Origin of the sequence: Photobacterium malacitanum (genome assembly GCF_900185615.1) — a bacterium.
GTDB classification, from domain to species: domain Bacteria; phylum Pseudomonadota; class Gammaproteobacteria; order Enterobacterales; family Vibrionaceae; genus Photobacterium; species Photobacterium malacitanum.
In genome coordinates, this window is the sequence record NZ_FYAK01000002.1 from 637,627 (window position 1) to 658,291 (window position 20,665).

Below are 20,665 nucleotides of genomic sequence, written 5' to 3' on the forward strand. Positions count from 1 at the left end.
ATAAAAATATCATTATAAAGTGGATAAAGCGGTTTTTAGACATTCATGGTTTTCAATAAAAAAAGCGAATCGAGTGTTCGGTTCGCTTTTTTGTTTCGTAAATTGCTAATAATATGGTGATTAGCGAATAAAGCGATTATAAATAAATAACAGAATGAAAGCGCCTAATGTTGCAGTGATAATACTGCCGATATTGACACCTGTTGCGTGGCCTAAACCAATAAATTTACCAACAAAACCGCCAACAAAAGCACCACCAATACCTAGCGCCATTGTCACAATCCAACCACCGCCATCTTTACCAGGCATTAACCATTTTGCTAAAGCGCCTGCGATTAAACCTAAAATAATCCAAGATAAAATGCCCATTCTTTTTCCTCAATTGGCCAATTTTTCACTCTCTATAGAGATAATGTGATTATGGTATAAGTAGACATATATCACACTATTGAGTTCAATAAAAATCACATTACGATAAAAACAACCCAATTAAGCACACTTATTTACTTTGATTGACTAGCGTGCACTTCCTGACTTCAAGTAAAATATCTTCTGCTTGCGAGGGTTCATCTAGTCGCATTTTCACTCACAAAAATAGAGATTTACGCGTAATGAAATACCAATGGATTTTATTTGATGCTGATGAAACCTTGTTTCATTTTGATGCTTTGCGTGGCCTTCAACTGATGTTTTCTCGTCATAACATTACTTTTACTGATGATGATTTCAAACAATATGAAGCAATTAATAAGCCACTATGGGTTGATTATCAGAACGGTATAATTTCAGCGACTGAGTTACAAAATATTCGTTTTGAAACCTGGGCAGCCAAACTTTCGCTATCAACCGAACAACTCAACCATGATTTTTTAATGGCTATGGCGGATATTTGTACGCCATTAGACGGCGCTAAATCATTGCTTGAAGCATTAAAACCACAGGTTAAGTTAGGTATTATTACTAATGGCTTCACCGCGTTACAAGAAATACGCTTACAACGTACGGGTTTTGCTGATTTATTTGATGTACTAATTATTTCAGAGCAAGTGGGTGTTGCTAAACCTGATGTTAAAATCTTTGACTATGCTTGCCAACAAATGGGTGAACCTCAACGCCAACAAGTACTGATGGTCGGTGATAATCCATATTCTGATATTTTAGGCGGTATCAATGCTGGTATGGATACCTGTTGGCTTAACTGTGATCACAAGCCACAGCCCATCGATATTGATCCTACTTATACCGTGACGTCATTAGCTCAATTACAAACCCTGTTACAAGCCTAAGAAGCAATCTGTATTATAAAATACTAGATGCCATTATATAATGACTATAATTCAGTTGTTTATATGGCATCTAGCTGGTGAATACTAAAAAATAGTCAATTATTTCTTCAGCGCGCTTTACAATCCTTCTAATTCCGATTAAGTTTAAGCCTCATTTTTTCTTAGAGCGTATAAGCTATGTCTCAGAACATTAACAACAATCAGGATGCTACCATCACAGCAACCAGACCGATTGCTTGTACGCTAACGTCTGTCGTCGTCGTCATTTTCTGACGCTGACGGTTAATTTATTCGTCAGTAACGCTGGCGGATATGAGTCTCACTTCGTATTATCTCTTCCAGCATACTGACTCACATTGTTCGCTTTGAATAAGGTATGTCATTTGAAAACAAAAGAACTTGCAGCCATTGGTTTTATGACCTTTGCACTATTTCTCGGTGCTGGTAACTTAATATTTCCGCCTCTTATGGCACAACAAGCAGGTGAAAACTGGCTTATTGCTATTGCTGGATTTTTGCTTACCGCCGTTGGATTACCAGCATTAACATTGGTTGTGCTAGGACGATTATCTTCTGCTGATCGATTAACAGCAGCCCTACCTAAATGGATGGATCGTTCATTTTGGTTCTTAGTATTAACCACTCTTGGCCCAGCTTTTGTTTTACCACGTGCAGTAACAGTTGCTTATGAAATGGGTATTAAACCGTTCTATTCTGGTAATGGCTTAATGGCTTTTTCTGCTATTTTTTGTGCTTTGACATTAGTATTAGCCCTTAAGCCAGGAAAACTAGTCGATTATATTGGTAAAATCATGACACCTGCTCTGATTGCTATGCTGGCACTACTTGCCATCTCTGCTATCATTAATCCTCTAGGCTCCCCAACGGCTGCAATTGAAACCTATCGTAAAGCACCAACAGTAAATGGACTTATTCAAGGCTATATGACATTAGATGCTATTGCTGCGGTCGCTTTTGGCTGGGTTATAATTCAAACAATTCGCAACACTGGCGTAAAATGCAATAAAGCCATTTCTTACTACACCCTTCGCATTGCCATTATTTACGCAGTTCTGATGTCACTTTGTTACCTTGCTATGGGATATTTAGGCGCAACATCGTCCGATATTGCACCACAAGCAACGAATGGTGGTGAGATACTTACGCGTTATGCTGCTGGTGAGTTTGGCACACTAGGTCAGTTATTATTAGCCACTATTACTTTAATGGCTTGTTTAACCACAACGGTCGGTTTGACCAATGCTAATGGCGAATATTATAAAAATACTTACGGTATAAAATTTAAAATCAGCGCGACTGTGATTATGGTGCTGACAGCAATTATTTCTAACGTTGGTTTAGAAACGATTATTAAAGTTAGCTTACCTGCTATTTTAATATTATGTCCGATTGCGATTTCATTAATTATTTCAACATTTTTCATAGATAACCATTCAACGGCTGAGCAACGCTATATTTCACTTAGCCAAACAATCGTCGTCATCGTTGCCACTGTCTTTGGCAGTATTGATGCATTAAATATTCTCGGTAAACTACCCACAACAATGGCTATATTTGCCGAGCATTGGTTACCTTTATTCTCATCACATGCTTCTTGGTTAGTGCCTGTTACAATTACTATTTTAATCAGCAAATTATGCCGCTTTGGCCATAAAAGCCAGCCAAGTATCGCCGTTAATTAATTTGCTATAACCCATTATCGGGCTAGATCACTGCTAGCCCTTACTCATTCGTTGGTTACAGAAAAGCACAAACTAACAACATAATTCATCGAAATCATGGCTATTATTCAAAATAAATAGCTCACATTTCACTAACCTTTTAATATTAAACACTTAAATTAGACTATTTTTAAAACGATTAAAAAAAATTTGAAGAAAGTTATTTACAACACTAACTTTTCTTTATATTTTTAAACTGTAATTCACGTATTCATTAATAGAAGTTGTTAAATTATGCATTCAACAGTGTTTGATCATAGAGAACAAAAACACTTAACATCGACAATAGCGACTAACGCTTGGGTTGATGTTGCTTCTATGACGATAAAAAAAACATCTCGAATTATTTCCGCTTTTATCCTAGTGATTATTCGCTAGGCTGGCGGGCAAGCTTCCGTCAGCCGTTGCTGATGGAGGATAGTTTACACTCTTCATATCTTCTTTCAGCAAACCTGCGGAACCATTATTAACGAAGCAACAGACTATAATAGTTACGATATAAAGTGATTAATAGCTGTTTGATATTCACGACAATGCAGGTACAACATTTGAAAACACAAGACTTACTCGCTATCGGTCTAATGACCTTTGCACTTTTTTTAGGCGCTGGTAACTTGATATTCCCCCCCGCAATGGGTCTCGACGCAGGAACATCATTAACATCAGCAATGAGTGGCTTCTTAGTAACCGCTGTTGGTCTACCCGCTTTTACTATTATTGTTCTTGGCCGTATTGGTAGCACAAAAAACCTTACTCAAGCATTACCCAAATGGTTAGCAACAACATTTTGGATTCTCTTATTTACGGCTATTGGACCTGCATTTGGTATGCCGCGTGCTGTTACCGTTGCTTATGAGATGGGATTAAAACCCTTTTTCAAAGCTGATCACCTCGTTGCTTTCTCTATTGTATTCTCGGCTATCACGTTACTTCTAGCCTTTAAACCCGGTAACCTCGTTAACTACATTGGTAAAATCATGACACCTGCACTGATTTTATTATTAGCCGGTTTAGGACTTGCAGCATTTATATCGCCACTTGGGGTTCCCGCTACACCTTATGGTGACTATCAACACAGTCCTGTGACCAGTGGCTTAATTCAAGGCTACATGACCATGGATGCTATCGCTGCCGTCGGTTTTGGTTGGGTTATTATTCAAGCGATTAAAGCTAAAGGGATCGTGTCACAAAAAGGGATTGCAAGCGTCTCATTTAAAGTCGCGATGATCTACTTTATATTGATGGGCAGTTGCTATATTGCAATGGGCTATGTAGGTGCAACATCAACCACTATTGCCACTCATGGCATGAACGGCAGTGTGATTCTTACTCGTTATGTCGCGGGTGAATTTGGCATCTATGGTCAGTGGTTATTAGCTGCAATTATTATTATGGCGTGTTTAACAACAACGGTTGGTTTAACCAATGCTTGTGCTGAATATTACCAGCAAACATTCAAAGCATCATTTGGATTAACAGCAACAATCATCGTGGTATTAACCGGTATCATTGCCAATTTTGGTCTTGAAGATATTCTAAAAGTAAGCCTACCCGCTATTTTAGTTTTATGTCCTGTTGCGATTGCTTTAGTGTTTGCTTCTTTAACAGCTTCCACTATTCATGTTTCGACGCTGACGCACACTTCAGTATTAATTACAGCAATGGCTTTTGGTACTATTGATGCAATTAGTATTCTCGGTAAAATGCCTGCTGATCTTAATCAGTTTTTCAATGATACACTGCCGTTATATCAAGCACATGCTAGTTGGTTACTGCCAACACTATTGATCTTATTCGTCACAACAGTCATGGCACGTCTACCTATTGTTGCGCGTAAATTCAATGTGGTTGATTACCGATTAGATTCAGCAGCTAAACAGCAATAATATACTCAGTAACGATAATTGGGGTTATCAATACTCACCGTATTTCCTTATTGACTAAGCATAAAAAAAGCCTCTTATCTGCTTCAATATAAATGAAGAGCAATAAGAGGCTTTTTATTACACAATATTCACACTACCTTATTCAGGTAAACGCTCACCTGTCATGAATGCCTGTAAAATTTCAGGTGTTAACTCGCCTGATTCTTCTAAACGCTTAAGCTCTGCCACAATTTTCTTTTGCTCATCAATAGATGGAATCGGTAATTCTGGCTCTTTTTCATAATCATCAGGTAACGATAAATTAAGATCGTGCATGGTAAACCCTTGGTTATCTAAAATAAATTTCAACTTTCATAATTATACACTGAAAATTGATCAGAGTTCAGCTTTACCACACTGCGATGATTCAAATTACAATGCTGCTTGATGCTGAGCAATTAATTGATCCATCGTTGCTTGTGCTCGGCGTTGAGCATGATCAAATGTCTCTTCTTGGCTCATAGGTTCAACCACTTCATAGTAACACTTTAACTTAGGCTCTGTGCCTGATGGTCGAACGACAACACGAGAACCATCTGCAAGATGATAAATCAACACATCACTGACTGGTAAATCAATCGCTTCAACAGTACCATCGGCAAAAGTACATAGTGATGTTTTAAAATCTTCCGTACGAACAATCGCCAACCCTGCAATAACTTGAGGTGGCATCGCGCGTAATGAGTCACCAATAGGGGCAGCGGTTGGATCAAGAGCAATACTACGTTGAGCGTTAATATATAACCCATACTCACGATAAATCGCTTCAAGTTGATCCCAAACCGTTTGGCCTGTAACGGTAAGTTCGGCAGTTAATTGGGCAAAGGCAACTAAAGCCGATAGTCCATCTTTATCCCATACGGTATTGCCAATGGTGTAGCCTAAAGCTTCTTCATAAGCAAAAAGGAATTGATGATCCGCCGTCTGACGTTCCATTGCGACATTGGTTAACCATTTAAAACCAGTTAATGTTTGGTAATATTGCGCGCCAAGGGCTGTTGCAATTTTGCCTAACAGGGTCGATGACACAATTGTATTGCCGACTAAACTGGTTGATGCTTGAACGTGATTAAGCAAATAATAGCCAAATAATGTCCCAACTTGATCACCCGTCAGCATTTTGTACTCACCATCATCACAACGGGCGGCAACAGCAAAGCGGTCAGCATCGGGATCATTAGCGCAGGCTAAAATTGCTCCATGTTGTTTCGCTTCAGCGATCACAAGATCCATTGCACCTGGTTCTTCAGGGTTTGGAAACTTAACCGTTGGAAACGCACCATCAGGTTCGCGTTGCGCGGCAACACTGTGAACAAGGCTAAAACCCGCATCGGCTAATAACGTTTCAGCCATCTCAGCACCAACACCATGCATGGCGGTATAAGCAAGGCTAATATCTTGTGGATTATGATGATTATTCAGTAATGGGTTACTATTTATTGCTCGACGATAATCTTGATAATAAGCATCATCAAGCCATACTAATAAGCCCGTGGCTTGGGCTTCAGCTAAATCCATAAGGTGTATTTCAGATTGAGTCGCTTTATCAATTTCCGCTGCAATTCCAGCATCATGAGGTGGAATTATCTGCGCACCATTATTCCAATAAACTTTAAAACCATTATAAGCTGGCGGGTTATGGCTAGCAGTCACAACAACAGCCGCAGCCGTTTGTAAGTGCTTAACTCCAAAGGCGACAATCGGTGTTGCAGCCACTTTAGTGGTGAGATAAACCTTTATACCTTGGGCTGCTAATGCGGCAGCCGTATCATGCGCAAATTGACGAGAGTCAGGACGACCATCATAACCAATAACCACACCTTTATGAGCAGCAGCATTATCTGTGCGCAATAAATACTGACCTAGCCCAGTTGCTGTTTCTTGAATAACTAAGCGATTCATTCGATTAGGACCAGCACCAACCACACCTCGTAAACCGGCAGTACCAAACTCTAAACGCCCATTAAAGCGATCAGCTAATTCAGCTGTCGCATTATCCGCGACTAATTGTTGTAATTCTTGACGTGATTTAGGGTCAGGGTCACGTTGTAACCAACGCGTAATTTCATTATTCATCATTATTATCCTAGTACGTTTATCATCATTACAGCGCGGTGATAATGGATGAGTTCTTATAAAAACGCAGGCACTACCATCGTATATTTATCTATCATTGCTATCGTAGCGGAAATGCAAATGATAAATACTCTCATTAAAATATGCCCTATTTCACTGAATTACAACTGCCTTAGAACACGATCTAATTCGCAAACGATTACGTTTATCAAATAATATTACCGCACTGATTGTTAAATATTCATTTAAACAGTAATAGCTAACTATTATCTAGACAAATATTTAGCCATAAAAAAAGCCTCAATCGAGGCTTTTTTAGGTTCGCGGTATTTACCACATTAAATCATCAGGAATAACAAAATCTGCATATGGATCATCTTCATCACTGATACTTTCATCAACGACGTTATTAAGCACAATTGATTCTTGATCACGTAATGCAATTTTATCAGCGACAGCTGCTGGAATAATTTCGTAACCATCAAGATAACGTGCAATAGCAAGACGACCATTAACAAGTTGTGCTTGCATTAGCTTATCAACATAAATTTTCTTAACCGTTGTACCATCAGTAAAGTTATAACCAATATCACCGCTACTGCGATCCAAGCGGTTCATCTCAATCAGTTGTTTTACCTGTGCTAGAAATGCTTTTTGTTGTGCATCTTCATCTCGTTGACGATTGAGTGCTTTATCTTTCTCTAACTGAGAAATTCGATTTTCCTCAACAGCAGCTTTTGCTTCTTTAGCTTGAGTGCGTGATTTTTTGTTTGTCTTACCGGCTTTTTTAAGCTTTTTCTTATCAATAAGACCCGCTTTTAGCATTTGCTCTTGTAGGGTTAGCTTTGCCATTGAAACTCCATCAATTACTCATGGCGATGAGTAATAATTACATTCATAGATTAATGAAGACTATTATCTCTGTTTGCTCTAAAACAGGTCAAGTATTGCTGCACATAGATATCATGATTATTACAATCAACACCTCAAGTAAATAACCCCTAACCTTTACAAACAATAATTCCCCCAATAAATACAACATGCATTTTTAGCATTAAAATGTCAGAAAATGCTGATAATTCAATCTACTTTTTATATTATGATTATTAATACAACCATTAATAATCATTGGAAATAAACTCAGCAGGGAATATAACATGAGCTTATTGAGTATTATGCATAACATTAGCATCCAGATTTTTAGTAACCGCATAAATAACTTATCGAGCAAGGAATCATAATCATGGATATGGTCGAAATAGTTCGCCTTGGGGCACATTTTTTTAATCAATCACGTGCAAATACTCACGCTGTTGATGAAAAAAGTATTTTTGTGGCACTCTGTCACTTATTAGACGGAAACGCTCAGGGTCAGAATGTAGATCTGCAGAGCGTTATTAAAGCACTTAATCAAGCTGAATTATCTAATATTGCGCATTCTTGGCTTAGTAATGACGTCAATATGTATATTTCAGCAACAAATATTACTACGATCTTCAGTGTCGAAAAACTTGCAGCCTTTGGCTCTGAGCTCAACATGCCTGAGCAAGATGTTATTTTAGGCTTACAAGATGCATTACCGACAATGATAGATCAAGCCAGCCCTGGTGGAGAAATTGATCATAATCTTCTGATTCAACCCGTTGGTGAAATCCACAGTATTGATGACCTAATGGATATCAATAATCTGAAAAATTTAGCGTCAACCATTTTTGGTAAAAAATAGCGCAGTTACTGTTATAATCCGCAGCCATTATTTTGTATCGGCTATGCGGATTATACCCGTTGAAAATCATACACTGATCCTAACTTTAAAATATACGTTAGCTCATCTAATGCAGTATGTGATTCCACTAATAATGATGGATCGGCTAAATCAGCTTCCACTAATCGATCCCGATAGTGTAAATCAATCCACTCCGTTAAGCGTTTAAATAACGTCTCGGTTAAGAACACAGCAGGATTGACAGCTTGTTGCTCTTTATCATTCATCACAACTTTGAGCCGTAAACATGCAGGCCCGCCACCATTTTGCATACTCTGACTTAAATCAAATAAATCAACCCGATTAATACCAACCTGCGCTTGCAATAACTGCTGTATATACTCCCATATACACGCATTATGTTGACACTCTTGGGGTAGAATTAAACTCACATCACCGTTAGGTAACGTCACTAATTGCGAATTAAATAAATAGCTGCTGACAGCGTCATTCACACTTACCACATCATTTGGCACTTCTATAATAGAAAAACCGTCTCCCATCTTATGGTGCAATTGTTGATAAACATTCGCTTGTTCTAAAAATGCCTCTTGATGACAAAACAGCATTTGTTGATTGCCGACAGCAATAACATCATTATGAAACACGCCAAGATCAATGACTGTTGGATTTTGCTGTGCCATCACGAGCTGTTGTGGTGCTAATTGATGCAAACGTGCAATAGCAGCACTAGCTTCATAAGTTTGCCGCGCGGGATAACGTCGAGGGGCTAATTGGTGGCGATCAAAGCCATAACGTCCAAACACGAACATTTCGACACCTGGTTCACCGTGTTGAACACAAAAACGCAAGTGGTTCGCTGCCCCCTCATCTCCTAAGTGTTCAGATGCAGGTAACGGTGGATGATGACAAAAATGGTTATCATCATTAAACATCGCGGCCAAAATACGAGAGGTTGTTTGATATTCAATAGAACGATGGAAATGACTGACTAAATTAGCAGGAGTAAAATGGATACGTTTATCACTCGTATCTGCTGAGGGTGATACTGTTGCAGCATTCGCCGCCCACATACTTGATGCCGAACAGCAACTGGTTAATAGTTTTGGTGCTTGCTGTGCTGCTTGCTGTAACACACGCCGATCACTACCGCTAAAGCCAAGCCGGCGTAACATTTTTATATCAGGCCTAATTTGAGGGGCAATAACACCCTGTAATAATCCGAGATTAGCCAATGCCTTCATTTTATTAAGACCTTGTAAAGCCGCATTTTTAGGATTAGACGCATGGTGGCTATGTGTTAACGATGCAATATTACCCGCAGATAAACCACTATAATTATGGGTCGGCCCAACCAACCCATCAAAATTAGCTTCATATGCAATCATTGCTTTCCTCCATGATATGAGCTCTATTTCTTTATAGTATAGATGGCAACTATTTATCGCATTTCAGCACGGGTTAAGAACTGATGGTTTATGATACCTATAAGTAATATTTAGCCTATTTATTCCTATTCACTTCAATCTTTTATAAAAAATAGTTAAAAAACGCCATTTAATTATTGCGTAAAGGCATCAACATCCTTTAAAATTAACTCATCCGATGAGTCTTATAAGTATTTTTTATAAAAAATACCAGTTGTACTACTGTAAATAATAGCTACAATGCCCAGCCCCAAACCCAAGCGTGGCATTTCAAACTAAGGTTATGCTCTATGAAAGTAAAAGTCGTCGATTTTATCAAACGTAAACGTGAAGTGTTATCACATCACCCGTTTGAGTTTAAAGACTGGCTATCACCATCAATCCGTGATTATTGGATTGAATTCCTTAATAAAGCCAACAGCAGTCATTTTGCAACTTGGGTTAAAGATCATAACCTCGTATCGATATCTAATGGTGAAGCGGTTTCTGAGCCTGCAGCTATTGAAATGCACCCAGAAGCAACCAAAGTTATGAATGAGCTTACAGCATCATTAGGTGAAGAGATTCATGTTGGTGAATGGTTAACTGTTGATCAATTACGCATTAATAATTTTGCCAATGTTACTGATGATCATCAGTGGATCCATACAGATCCGCAAAAAGCTGCTACAGAATCTCCTTTTAAAACAACCATTGCCCATGGTTTTTTAACGTTGTCACTGCTTTCTGTGTTAACTGACAGTGTTGATCCTGCTAGTCCAAAGTTTCCATCTGCAAAAATGACTGTCAATTATGGCCTTAACCAGGTTCGATTCCCTTATCCAGTTAAAAGTGGTGCCAATATTCGTGCTAGAACAAAAATTCAATCAGTAACGCCGATTAAACGTGGTTTAGAAATCGTACAAGAAATTACGGTTGAGATCGAAGGCTGTCGTCGCCCAGCGTGTGTTGCAGAATCAGTAATGCGCCTTTATTTCTAACGTCTTTGTTCCCCTCGCTTTCCCCATTCAAAAAAGTCGATTCGTCGGCTTTTTGTCTATTTATTACTATCCTAACAATTAGGATGTAAAAAATAGCATTTGATTCATAGTGTTATTCTGCTTATATGTTTCTGTATCTTGATAACGTAATAGTGTAAACCTAACTTTTCATTAATAGTCATTTACCCAATGAAGAAGACTGGTATCGTAGCCGAATATTTTTTTAGCTAGGTATCATTATGAACAAGTGGATAAAATTCATTCCTCTCATTTTATTAATTGGTTATTTCATCACTTATGATGTTTTTAACCAAGTGAGTCAGCCGACACCAACAGAACAAACAACCAACAATCAGTAAATAATCTAGAAATAGCATAATTAGTGCATACACAGATTAGAGGTAGCATGGTAAGCAATCCATGCTCTTACTGATTAAAGCACTTTAGAATATTATTCGCGTCATCTCCTCCCATTCTTAGCTCTATTCCAATATCTTTTTCAGCGTACCTTATCAACTTCAATTTTAACAAAAAATCACCTCTTAACTACATTATTGTTATTAGCCAACAACAAATAGTAACCTTAACTTGCAATTATCGTTATTTTCATCTTAAAAATGTGATGCTATTCTTATATTATGATCTAGAAAACATCAAGATTCTCTAGACAAGTCATAATTGAAAACATGTTACCAAATCACATTTGTTCCAGTTTATAGGATGTGATTTGGTTTTTTTCATTTATTGCTCGCTAACAATCCTCCCGCTCTATATTGACTGCTTTACCTCTACCCAATGACAAGGTAAATTCATCGCATCCACATTTAGTCAGGTATGCGTGATGTCTTCAAAAATTAAAGTGCTGATTTCAGACTCTACTAATCCATGGTTCAACCTTGCCGTTGAAGATGCAATTTTCCGTACAATGTCAACTCAACAGCGTGTATTATTCTTATGGCGTAATGATAATACTGTTGTGATTGGACGCGCTCAGAATCCATGGAAAGAGTGTAATACACTTAAAATGGAACAAGATGGTATTACGCTTGCGCGTCGTCAAAGTGGCGGTGGTGCAGTATTTCATGATCTCGGTAATACCAACTTTACCTTTATGGCTGGTAAACCCGAATATAATAAAACCATTTCAACTGATATTGTACTCACCGCACTTAAAAAACTAGGCATTGAGGGTAAAGCAACAGGCCGTAATGATTTGGTTGTAGAGGATACTGAAGGTGAACGTAAGTTTTCAGGTTCAGCCTACCGCGAAACAATGGATCGTGGTTTTCATCACGGCACTTTATTATTGAGTGCTGATTTAACTCAGCTTGCGAATTACCTTAATCCAGATAAAAAGAAATTAGCCGCTAAAGGGATCACTTCAGTACGCTCACGCGTAACCAATCTCAACCAAATAGTAAATAATATTGATCATAATATGGTCTGCAATGCCATTATTGAGGCATTTTGTCATTATTATGGTGAGTATGTTGACGCTGAACATATTTCTCCACAAGCGTTACCTGAATTAGCTGGCTTTAATGAAACCTTTGCAAAATTTAGTCGTTGGGATTGGAATTTTGGCAATACACCTCAGTTTACACACAGCCTAGATGAGCGTTTCATTTGGGGAGGAATAGAGCTACACCTTGATGTAAATAAAGGTAACATTACAGAAGTAAAACTATTTACTGATAGTTTAGATCCTGCGCCATTAGAATTATTAGAGCAACGATTAGTTAACCTACCTTATAATAGTGCGGCAATCAGTACAGCTATCGATAATTTAGCCATTGAATACCCACATTATAATGATGTTTTAATCGATATCAGTCATTGGCTACAAAATACGATTAATTAATGTCGTTCTAATAATCTAAAATAATAACAAGACTGTATTATTTATCGGTCTTGTTATTCATTTAACGTCATGAGTTATGCCTTGTTATTATCACAATCATCGCAGCACGGATTATTTATTCGCTCTTGGCAATTATATGGTTCAATATGAATAATAATATCGACAACTTCACTTAATTCATTTAATAAATGGGATTTGAAATTTTCAGTGATATTATGCGCACGCTCAACACTCATTTCAGGATCGACCAATAAATGAAAATCTAATAAAATAGTACTACCTGTACGGCGACTTCTTATAGCATGCACTTCTTTAATATCTTTATCTTCAGCTGCATATGCTTGAATTTGTTTTTCGATATCAGAATCCGCTTTGGCTTCAGTTAATTCTAAAATTGCAGGCCATAGTATTTCAAACGATGCTTTTAAAATCATTGCTGTAACAATTAATGCGGCAATTTGATCTAAATAATGAAAAGAAGGAAAAAAGTAGTTCGCAATAACGGCAATAGCGACAGGCAAAGAACTTAATGCATCTGAGCGATGATGCCAAGCATTAGCATATAATGCACGACTATTAATACTTTTAGCCTGAACTGCTGTCCAGCGATAAAGCACTTCTTTTACCACAATAGATACAACAGCAGCGATAAAAGCTAGCATACCTGGTTGAGAGTGTGACTGAGTACTGATTGAATGCAGTGAGTCCCAGCCAATACCAATACCAACAATTGCTAGAATAAAACCAATAAATATATTAGTTAAAGTCTCAAAACGACCATGACCGTAAGGATGTTCTTTATCTGCAGGGGCTGTCCAATACCGCGAACCGATTAAAATTGCTGTATCAGTGACCAAATCAGAAAAACTGTGCACACCGTCGGCTATCAATGCCTGACTACCAGTAAGTTTACCGACGGTAATTTTTATAAATGCCAAAGCAATGTTTGCAATAGACCCAACCCAGGTGACTTTCTGAATTAACTTAACAGCCGTCGTTGACATAACGCCCCATAAAACATAAAAAATGAATGTAATATGATAACGAATTTATCCTAATAAATGTGATCTTTTTTACATTTATAACGTCTCGTCTGTTATATCTGTAATACCATGATAACATTGACAATTAATCGTATGATCATTGACCATACCCACCGCTTGCATAAACGCATAACAGGTTATGTTACCAATAAATTTAAACCCATTATGTTTTAGAAATTGACTCATCGCCAATGATGCCGCAGTAGCTACAGGAACATCATCGCTTGATGACCAATGATTAATAACTGGCTTATTATTAACAAACTGCCACAAAGGTATCGCTAAATTGCCATATTGTATTTGCAATGCTTTTGCAGCCCGCGCATTAGTGAACACCGAACGCAATTTCCCACGGTGTCTAACTACATCATAATTATCAATAATGTCAGTTATACGTAATTCAATATCATGGTCACTATAGGCTGCAAGCTTATCGATATTATAAGCTTCAAAAGCATTTCTATAGTCAGGACGCTTTTTTAAAATAGTATACCAATTAAGCCCTGCTTGAGCGCCCTCTAGCGTTAAGAATTCAAATAAATAGTTATCATCTTTATGTGGCTGTCCCCACTCTTTATCATGATATTGACGCTCTAACTCTGAGTGAGTAGCCCAATCACAAACATTATTGGTAGCCATAAAATCAACCTTAACGAAAAGTATTATATTTTAGAATAATAACATTTATAAAATAAATTAATTTATTCAATAAGGTTATTTAAGAGTATATTAGCTTAACTTTAAGAACTTTTAATGTAAATAATCTTCATACAGCATTATTACTTAAAAAAACTCATCAATATCACATTATTTATATCAACTATAAATATATGGTTTTAGTTTTGTTAGTTTGCTGCATACTAATTAATGCCTATAGCATAGATGTATTCATTAAGGGATTAAATATGAAAAATATTGCGGAATTTATCGCAGAAATAGAAAATGACAACTGCAGCTATAGTATTTGGGTGTATGCACAACAAGGATACTATAAACAATTAAATAGTACGGCAGTTACCAAGAGCTATTCATACCTTAAAAAGATAGTTGAATCTCATATGCAAATAATTGTCGAGCTTAATAATGATAAACCCGCGCACTATTTGTTATTACCTGAAATAAATGTTGCCACACATATTGCATTTCAAGATCAAAAAGTAACAGCTATTGCCGCATAAAAATACTCTAAAATAAACAATAACTATTTAGGCTAGTTTACCTATAACTAAAAACAGATCATCAGATCTGTTTTTTTTGCATAACAAAGCTATTGTTATATCTTATAGTTAAAAGTTATTAAAAACATATGCTATCTATTTAGTATAGTACCGCGCTTAGATTATAAAACAATAACAACTTTATAAATAATAGACATATGTCAAACAATTATTGAGTATTTGATAATTTGTATAACATTTTTTCAATTCCAGATTCACAAGCCGAATAACCCTGTTGCCATCCACTCTTAAATCGCGTTGAAATATTGATTAATGTACTATCTTGGCTGTAGGTATGTTCGGCAACATTAACCTTTGCAAGTGCGGATTCACAACCTTGGTTATAGCCATAGTGATAGAGGCTATTATACTCAACCTTATTAACGTACTGATCAGGTAGAAAACGAATATCACCCTCATTGGTATGAGTACAGCCCGCAATTAACAGTGCCGCACTACAGATAAATATAATTCCTTTTGGCATGCTATCTCCTTTCACCATGCTTTATTTAACTTCTTTTTAGTCTAGCAACAAATACCGCTCTGTATTTAAAAAAACTGTATATCTTGAATTGACTGCAAAAAAAAACCGCCAACATTGCTATTGACGGTTTTTACTCAATCTCTACCGATTAAGGATCTTGTGACTCAGGTTTTGGTAAATAGTGCTCAGGCTTCAATCCTACGAATTCTGGCAGTAGTGTACCTACTGAAATCGATGACCATGTACCGGTTAACACACCAATAAACATCGCAATAGAGAATCCTTGCAGCGATGCACCGCCTAATAACCATAATGAACTGATTGTCATCAACGTTGTACCTGATGTCACCATCGTACGTGAGAACGTTGCAATGATCGCTTCATTGTTGGTTGCTTCGATGTTCTGTTTTGGTTTCGCAATCAGTAGCTCACGAATACGGTCAGCAATAACAATCGAGTCATTCAATGAATAACCTAAGATAGCCAAAATAGCTGCGAGTACCGTTAGGTTAAACTCCATTTGCGTCATTGCAAAGAAGCCCACAGCTAGAATCACATCGTGCATTAGTGCAAGTAATGCACCTGCAGCAAGGCGCCATTCAAAACGGTAGCTTAGGTAACCGAGAATACAAAGCATAGTAACAAGTAACGCTAAACCACCTTGAGATGCCATTTCAGCACCCACTTGTGGGCCAACAATGCTGGTGTTTAATACCTGTACTTGTGCATGCAGTGGATCAAGCACTTGTGTTATTGCAGGGTAAGTCTCGCCTTTCGCTGGCACTGCATAACGTAGGATCCAGCGCCCAGGCTCATCTGCAGCAATCACTACAACATCTTGCTTAAATCCCGCATCCATCAACGGTTCAATTTCACTGCTGGTGATTTGGCTATTCATCTGAACTTCACTAACAACACCGCCAGTAAAATCAAGACCCCAGTTTAGACCACGAATACAAATGAAGCTGATCGAGATAACCATTAGCGCAATTGACACAATACCGGTCATATAACGCAATTTAGTTAAGTTTGTAATAATCCAATTTTTCATTGCGTTAAACCCTTACATCTCGACGAGAATCACGACCCCAAACCAAGTTAATAATGGCGCGGGAAGTAAATATACCAGTAAACATACTGGTTAGAAGACCTAGACCTAACGTCAATGCAAAGCCTTGAATTGGACCGTTACCAATAGAGTAAAGTACTACTGCGGTGATCATCGTTGTAAAGTTAGCATCGAAAATAGTACCAAATGCGCTACTAAATCCACGATCAATCGCTTGAGCAAAACTGCGCCCTTCTCGAACCATATCGCGAATACGTTCAAAAATAAGCACGTTGGTATCAACAGCCATACCAACGGTTAATACCAGACCAGCAATACCCGGTAAGGTTAATACCGCTCCTGGAATCAATGCCAATAAACCAAATAGCATGATCATGTTAGTCAGCAATGCAATGTTCGCAACCCAACCAAGGCGACGGTACCACAATGCCATAAATAGCAATGTCACACCTAAACCTAGTGCTAAAGCAGCAAAACCATTCTTAATGTTTTCAGCGCCCAATGTTGGACCAATGGTACGCTCTTCAACAATTGTTACTGGCGCAGTTAATGAGCCTGCACGTAGTAATAACGCTAATTGTTGTGCGTCAGCCAGTGAACCAGCACCAGTAATACGGAAACGGCTACCTAACTGAGTTTGAATTGTTGCAACACTAATGATCTTATTAGTTTGCTCAGTCTGACCTTTAGCATTACGCGTATATTCGCTGTAAGACGTTGCCATTGGTTGACCCACGTTATGACGTGAGAACTCAGACATCATGCTACCACCAGCACTATCTAGGGTAATATTAACTTCAGGTGTGCCCATTTCACCCATGCTCGCACGAGCATCGATAATATGGTCACCAGTTAATACTGGCTTACGGCTTACACGTACCGGACGACCTTCTTTGTCGTCAATGATCATGGTGCTACCTGTACCTTCTTGCTTAACCGCATAGAAAGCAAGGCTTGCTGTCGCACCAATTACGTTCTTTGCCGCCGCCGGATCTTGAACACCTGGAAGCTCAATACGAATTCGGTTTTCACCTTGACGCTGTACTGATGCTTCAGTAATACCTAACTGTTCAATACGACCACGCATCGTTTGCAAGTTCTGCTGTACTGTTAAGTTACGCAGATTCGTTTGCTCATCTTCACGCATAGATAAGACTAAGTTATCGCCTTGGCCATCTTTCGCTTGCCACTGTGGGTATTGAGTACGGATATATTGACGTACTTTATTGTTCGCGTCTTCACTTGGCAGACGTACAATAACTTGATTGTTATTAGTCAGTTCTGAACGTGCCGCACGAATATCTTGCTTACGGAAATCAATACGAAGATCGTCAGTTAGCTGCTGTGCATGCTGCTTATAAACTTCCTTCATATCAACATCTAGCAAGAACTGAACACCACCACGTAAGTCAAGACCAAGCTTAATAGGTTCAAAACCTAGCCCTAATAGCCATTTAGGTGCTGCTGGTTCTAGTGCTAATGTTAAACGGCCTTCATTATGAACGATGCTGTTTAATGCTTCTTTAGTGTTGGTTTGTTCTTTGGTTGAATTAACCACCACAATTGTGCGAGTTGGCTGCTGTTCAATAGTCTTGGCTTCTATGCCATGGTCTTTTAGAACACGTTGAATCTCAAAAGGTGTTGGCATGGCGCCGCCTTTCGCACTGATTTGTACTGCCGCATTTTCGCCATACCAGGTTGGAATAGCACTAAGCAACATAATCGAGACCGTCACAATTAGCACAACATATTTCCATGCTGAGTAATGATTCAGAATCTGTTTATTATTCTTTTTTCTCATTATTTTAAGCCATATATCTAGCAACAAGTTCAGCTTGTTGCGACCGATAACACATCAATAATTATTATTCGTTTTTATCTTTAAAAGACAAAACACCGCGTTGTTATCATATTCACAGCCGATAACAATTAGCCTTAATAATAGTTATTGATAGATTTAATACATAAATTAATAGAACGTTTTATGTGTTGGTGAAAGCGACATCACTAAGTAAAGCACACCACGCCATAAATGACATAGAGGCTAGTAATATCTTATGCTGTAACGAACGAATGTCCGTAATGTGAATAGAGTTGATTTGATTCTTTCCAGCCGGATATACGCGATGATGTGGATTTTGTCGTTAATATCCAATCCGTTTGCGGGCTGAGGGGTTCTGCATACCCGATAGTAAGCAGTGGTATAGGCAATACTGGCAATTCAAACGCCAATTCAAATGTTGGTGCTATTTCATCAGCATTATGATGGAAACTATTGAGTGATCGAGTTGAAGTATTAATGATATTGTTTAAATCAATCACTTCTAAACGATGGTGTTTACCACTATGGTGTGGCGATTTGATGCTAGTTGGCGAGGGGAAATTCCACACTAACTTAGTGTTATAAACAGAAACCGGTAAACCATTATTACTAACATAGCGATCTGTTGGATGCTTTTGGGTCGGCGCTGACTCGCTCTGATGCTGCTGTAACGACTCACAATGGCGTGGCGTAATCAGAGCGTTAACGATTGGCGCTTCAATAACATCACTATATACAGGATGGGTCTGTGCAATATATACAGGATGGGTCTGTGCAATGTGGTCAATGTTCAGCTGTGACGATGCCGAAGCAAATGAACTTGCTCCTAAACATATCACTATAAACATAATCCGCAATACAGCTGACAGCATGGTGCTTATCTAAACCCATCCTAAAATAAAAGTGAGTGTTATGATAATTGGCAACACAATTTGTTACAAGCGATTAATCTCGAATAATTAATCCTATTGATAAACCTCACTCATTTGCACAAAACACACACAAAGGATGTCCATTTACGTAATAATGTTGTCTGTTATGATGTTACAAATTGATCACAATAATAATCAAGGAAGTATTAGCTATGACTGCAAACGTTGCTTTTTTAGGTCTGGGAACAATGGGTTACTCAATGGCAGGACACCTTGCTAAAGCAGGCTATCACGTAACAGTTTATAACCGCACCCAAGCCAAAGCAAACGCTTGGGTACAAGAATATCAGGGCACGATTGCGCTTACCCCTTGTGACGCAGTAAAAGATGCTGACATTGTATTTACCTGTGTTGGCAATGATGATGACGTCCGTGAAATTTATAAAGGCCAACACGGTATTCTTGTAACGGCGAAACCGGGCGCTATCTTGGTTGACCATACCACTGCCTCTGCCGATGTCGCACGAGAAATTGCCGATGCTGCGCATACTATCGGTTGTGACTTTTTAGATGCACCAGTATCAGGTGGTGAAGCTGGCGCTATTAATGGCTGTTTAACCGTCATGGTCGGCGGTAATCAAGCGGTATTTAACAAAGCCAAACCCGCGATCGAAAAATATGCTAAAGCAACCACACTAATGGGTGAAACAGGTTATGGCCAAATAACTAAAATGGCGAATCAACTTTGTATTGCGGGTGTATTGCAAGGGTTATCTGAAGCAGTCACACTCGCTAAAGCGGCTGGACTTGATATTCACACTATGACCGAAGTATTAAAACATGGGGCTGCTGGTTCATGGCAATTAGAAAATCGCGCTCAAACCATGGCTGCAGATTCATTTGATTTTGGTTTTGCTATAGATTGGATGCGTAAAGATCTGGCTATCTGCTTTGATGCCGCAGAGAAACTAAATGTTGAATTACCATTAGCAAAACAAGTTGATAGCGAATATGAAAAGTTGCAACAACGTGGATTTAATCGTGCTGACACCTCAGTATTAATTAAACAATTTGATAAATAGCCATTGTTAAAGCTACCCATAAAAAGCAGTATTAAAATAACAACAAAGCCGCA

Annotated in this window: 19 protein-coding genes; 8 read left to right on the plus strand and 11 right to left on the minus strand. The window is 38.3% G+C overall.

The window, feature by feature from the left end:
- Positions 1–120: 120 nt before the first annotated feature.
- The gene (locus tag PMAL9190_RS08045; protein ID WP_036791071.1) at positions 121–369 is read right to left on the minus strand and encodes a GlsB/YeaQ/YmgE family stress response membrane protein; all 249 of its coding nucleotides are present in this window, start codon (positions 367–369) and stop codon (positions 121–123) included.
- 242 nt (positions 370–611) lie between these two features.
- Between PMAL9190_RS08045 and yjjG the strand changes: the two genes are divergently transcribed.
- From yjjG to brnQ (PMAL9190_RS08060), 3 genes are all read left to right on the plus strand, one after another.
- On the plus strand, positions 612–1,286 hold the full coding sequence (yjjG, locus tag PMAL9190_RS08050; RefSeq protein ID WP_087844687.1) for a pyrimidine 5'-nucleotidase: 675 nt from the start codon (positions 612–614) through the stop codon (positions 1,284–1,286).
- Between the two features lie 416 nt (positions 1,287–1,702).
- Positions 1,703–2,989 (plus strand): branched-chain amino acid transport system II carrier protein, encoded by a 1,287-nt coding sequence (gene brnQ / locus PMAL9190_RS08055; protein ID WP_370738764.1) that lies wholly within the window; start codon positions 1,703–1,705, stop codon positions 2,987–2,989.
- Between the two features lie 587 nt (positions 2,990–3,576).
- Positions 3,577–4,914 (plus strand): branched-chain amino acid transport system II carrier protein, encoded by a 1,338-nt coding sequence (brnQ, locus tag PMAL9190_RS08060; protein ID WP_087844964.1) that lies wholly within the window; start codon positions 3,577–3,579, stop codon positions 4,912–4,914.
- 138 nt (positions 4,915–5,052) lie between these two features.
- Here brnQ (PMAL9190_RS08060) and PMAL9190_RS08065 read toward each other — a convergent pair whose 3' ends face one another.
- From PMAL9190_RS08065 to PMAL9190_RS08075, 3 genes are all read right to left on the minus strand, one after another.
- Complete coding sequence (locus tag PMAL9190_RS08065; protein ID WP_087844689.1) at positions 5,053–5,229, minus strand: ATPase; 177 nt, start codon at positions 5,227–5,229, stop codon at positions 5,053–5,055.
- Between the two features lie 96 nt (positions 5,230–5,325).
- On the minus strand, positions 5,326–7,029 hold the full coding sequence (locus PMAL9190_RS08070) for a phospho-sugar mutase (RefSeq protein ID WP_087844690.1): 1,704 nt from the start codon (positions 7,027–7,029) through the stop codon (positions 5,326–5,328).
- A 330-nt stretch (positions 7,030–7,359) separates the two neighbouring features.
- The gene (locus tag PMAL9190_RS08075; protein WP_087844691.1) at positions 7,360–7,881 is read right to left on the minus strand and encodes a DUF2058 domain-containing protein; all 522 of its coding nucleotides are present in this window, start codon (positions 7,879–7,881) and stop codon (positions 7,360–7,362) included.
- A 391-nt stretch (positions 7,882–8,272) separates the two neighbouring features.
- Between PMAL9190_RS08075 and PMAL9190_RS08080 the strand changes: the two genes are divergently transcribed.
- Complete coding sequence (locus PMAL9190_RS08080; RefSeq protein ID WP_087844692.1) at positions 8,273–8,755, plus strand: YidB family protein; 483 nt, start codon at positions 8,273–8,275, stop codon at positions 8,753–8,755.
- Positions 8,756–8,805: 50 nt separating this feature from the next.
- Here PMAL9190_RS08080 and astB read toward each other — a convergent pair whose 3' ends face one another.
- Positions 8,806–10,143: an N-succinylarginine dihydrolase gene (gene astB, locus PMAL9190_RS08085; RefSeq protein ID WP_087844693.1), complete on the minus strand. Its 1,338-nt coding sequence runs from the start codon at positions 10,141–10,143 to the stop codon at positions 8,806–8,808.
- Positions 10,144–10,472: 329 nt separating this feature from the next.
- On the opposite strand from astB, the gene PMAL9190_RS08090 reads away from it, so the two are divergent.
- Together PMAL9190_RS08090 and lplA are read left to right on the plus strand one after the other, a co-directional pair.
- Positions 10,473–11,162: a MaoC family dehydratase gene (locus tag PMAL9190_RS08090; protein WP_087844694.1), complete on the plus strand. Its 690-nt coding sequence runs from the start codon at positions 10,473–10,475 to the stop codon at positions 11,160–11,162.
- An 841-nt stretch (positions 11,163–12,003) separates the two neighbouring features.
- Positions 12,004–13,023, plus strand: coding sequence for a lipoate--protein ligase (lplA, locus tag PMAL9190_RS08095; protein WP_087844695.1), 1,020 nt, complete (start codon positions 12,004–12,006; stop codon positions 13,021–13,023).
- A 74-nt stretch (positions 13,024–13,097) separates the two neighbouring features.
- Here lplA and PMAL9190_RS08100 read toward each other — a convergent pair whose 3' ends face one another.
- Both PMAL9190_RS08100 and PMAL9190_RS08105 read right to left on the minus strand, forming a co-directional pair.
- On the minus strand, positions 13,098–14,027 hold the full coding sequence (locus PMAL9190_RS08100; RefSeq protein ID WP_087844696.1) for a cation diffusion facilitator family transporter: 930 nt from the start codon (positions 14,025–14,027) through the stop codon (positions 13,098–13,100).
- Between the two features lie 75 nt (positions 14,028–14,102).
- Complete coding sequence (locus tag PMAL9190_RS08105) at positions 14,103–14,705, minus strand: DNA-3-methyladenine glycosylase I (RefSeq protein ID WP_087844697.1); 603 nt, start codon at positions 14,703–14,705, stop codon at positions 14,103–14,105.
- Positions 14,706–14,971: 266 nt separating this feature from the next.
- Here PMAL9190_RS08105 and PMAL9190_RS08110 point away from each other — a divergent pair, with 266 nt between their 5' ends.
- Complete coding sequence (locus PMAL9190_RS08110) at positions 14,972–15,244, plus strand: hypothetical protein (RefSeq protein ID WP_087844698.1); 273 nt, start codon at positions 14,972–14,974, stop codon at positions 15,242–15,244.
- A gap of 208 nt (positions 15,245–15,452) precedes the next feature.
- Here the strand turns inward: PMAL9190_RS08110 and PMAL9190_RS08115 are convergent, their stop codons facing one another.
- From PMAL9190_RS08115 to PMAL9190_RS08130, 4 genes are all read right to left on the minus strand, one after another.
- Positions 15,453–15,767, minus strand: coding sequence for a hypothetical protein (locus tag PMAL9190_RS08115; RefSeq protein WP_087844699.1), 315 nt, complete (start codon positions 15,765–15,767; stop codon positions 15,453–15,455).
- Positions 15,768–15,915: 148 nt separating this feature from the next.
- On the minus strand, positions 15,916–16,818 hold the full coding sequence (secF, locus tag PMAL9190_RS08120; RefSeq protein WP_087844700.1) for a protein translocase subunit SecF: 903 nt from the start codon (positions 16,816–16,818) through the stop codon (positions 15,916–15,918).
- 4 nt (positions 16,819–16,822) lie between these two features.
- Positions 16,823–18,637, minus strand: coding sequence for a protein translocase subunit SecD (gene secD / locus PMAL9190_RS08125; protein WP_087844701.1), 1,815 nt, complete (start codon positions 18,635–18,637; stop codon positions 16,823–16,825).
- A 254-nt stretch (positions 18,638–18,891) separates the two neighbouring features.
- Positions 18,892–19,497 (minus strand): hypothetical protein, encoded by a 606-nt coding sequence (locus tag PMAL9190_RS08130; RefSeq protein WP_159458375.1) that lies wholly within the window; start codon positions 19,495–19,497, stop codon positions 18,892–18,894.
- 245 nt (positions 19,498–19,742) lie between these two features.
- Between PMAL9190_RS08130 and PMAL9190_RS08135 the strand changes: the two genes are divergently transcribed.
- Positions 19,743–20,612 carry an NAD(P)-dependent oxidoreductase gene (locus PMAL9190_RS08135; RefSeq protein WP_087844703.1) on the plus strand — a complete coding sequence of 290 codons (870 nt, stop codon included), beginning with the start codon at positions 19,743–19,745 and terminating at the stop codon, positions 20,610–20,612.
- Positions 20,613–20,665 lie beyond the last annotated feature (53 nt).

What these genes read in the sequence shown, in the direction of transcription:
- astB (WP_087844693.1), bottom strand. Translation starts at nt 10,143, where the DNA reads ATGATTGCATATGAAGCTAATTTTGATGGGTTGGTTGGGCCGACCCAT.
- PMAL9190_RS08110 (WP_087844698.1), top strand. Translation starts at nt 14,972, where the DNA reads ATGAAAAATATTGCGGAATTTATCGCAGAAATAGAAAATGACAACTGC.
- PMAL9190_RS08080 (WP_087844692.1), top strand. Translation starts at nt 8,273, where the DNA reads ATGGATATGGTCGAAATAGTTCGCCTTGGGGCACATTTTTTTAATCAA.
- secF (WP_087844700.1), bottom strand. Translation starts at nt 16,818, where the DNA reads ATGAAAAATTGGATTATTACAAACTTAACTAAATTGCGTTATATGACC.
- secD (WP_087844701.1), bottom strand. Translation starts at nt 18,637, where the DNA reads ATGAGAAAAAAGAATAATAAACAGATTCTGAATCATTACTCAGCATGG.
- PMAL9190_RS08135 (WP_087844703.1), top strand. Translation starts at nt 19,743, where the DNA reads ATGACTGCAAACGTTGCTTTTTTAGGTCTGGGAACAATGGGTTACTCA.
- PMAL9190_RS08045 (WP_036791071.1), bottom strand. Translation starts at nt 369, where the DNA reads ATGGGCATTTTATCTTGGATTATTTTAGGTTTAATCGCAGGCGCTTTA.
- PMAL9190_RS08065 (WP_087844689.1), bottom strand. Translation starts at nt 5,229, where the DNA reads ATGCACGATCTTAATTTATCGTTACCTGATGATTATGAAAAAGAGCCA.
- PMAL9190_RS08105 (WP_087844697.1), bottom strand. Translation starts at nt 14,705, where the DNA reads ATGGCTACCAATAATGTTTGTGATTGGGCTACTCACTCAGAGTTAGAG.
- lplA (WP_087844695.1), top strand. Translation starts at nt 12,004, where the DNA reads ATGTCTTCAAAAATTAAAGTGCTGATTTCAGACTCTACTAATCCATGG.
- PMAL9190_RS08100 (WP_087844696.1), bottom strand. Translation starts at nt 14,027, where the DNA reads ATGTCAACGACGGCTGTTAAGTTAATTCAGAAAGTCACCTGGGTTGGG.
- yjjG (WP_087844687.1), top strand. Translation starts at nt 612, where the DNA reads ATGAAATACCAATGGATTTTATTTGATGCTGATGAAACCTTGTTTCAT.
- PMAL9190_RS08070 (WP_087844690.1), bottom strand. Translation starts at nt 7,029, where the DNA reads ATGAATAATGAAATTACGCGTTGGTTACAACGTGACCCTGACCCTAAA.
- PMAL9190_RS08090 (WP_087844694.1), top strand. Translation starts at nt 10,473, where the DNA reads ATGAAAGTAAAAGTCGTCGATTTTATCAAACGTAAACGTGAAGTGTTA.
- brnQ (WP_370738764.1), top strand. Translation starts at nt 1,703, where the DNA reads ATGACCTTTGCACTATTTCTCGGTGCTGGTAACTTAATATTTCCGCCT.
- PMAL9190_RS08115 (WP_087844699.1), bottom strand. Translation starts at nt 15,767, where the DNA reads ATGCCAAAAGGAATTATATTTATCTGTAGTGCGGCACTGTTAATTGCG.
- PMAL9190_RS08075 (WP_087844691.1), bottom strand. Translation starts at nt 7,881, where the DNA reads ATGGCAAAGCTAACCCTACAAGAGCAAATGCTAAAAGCGGGTCTTATT.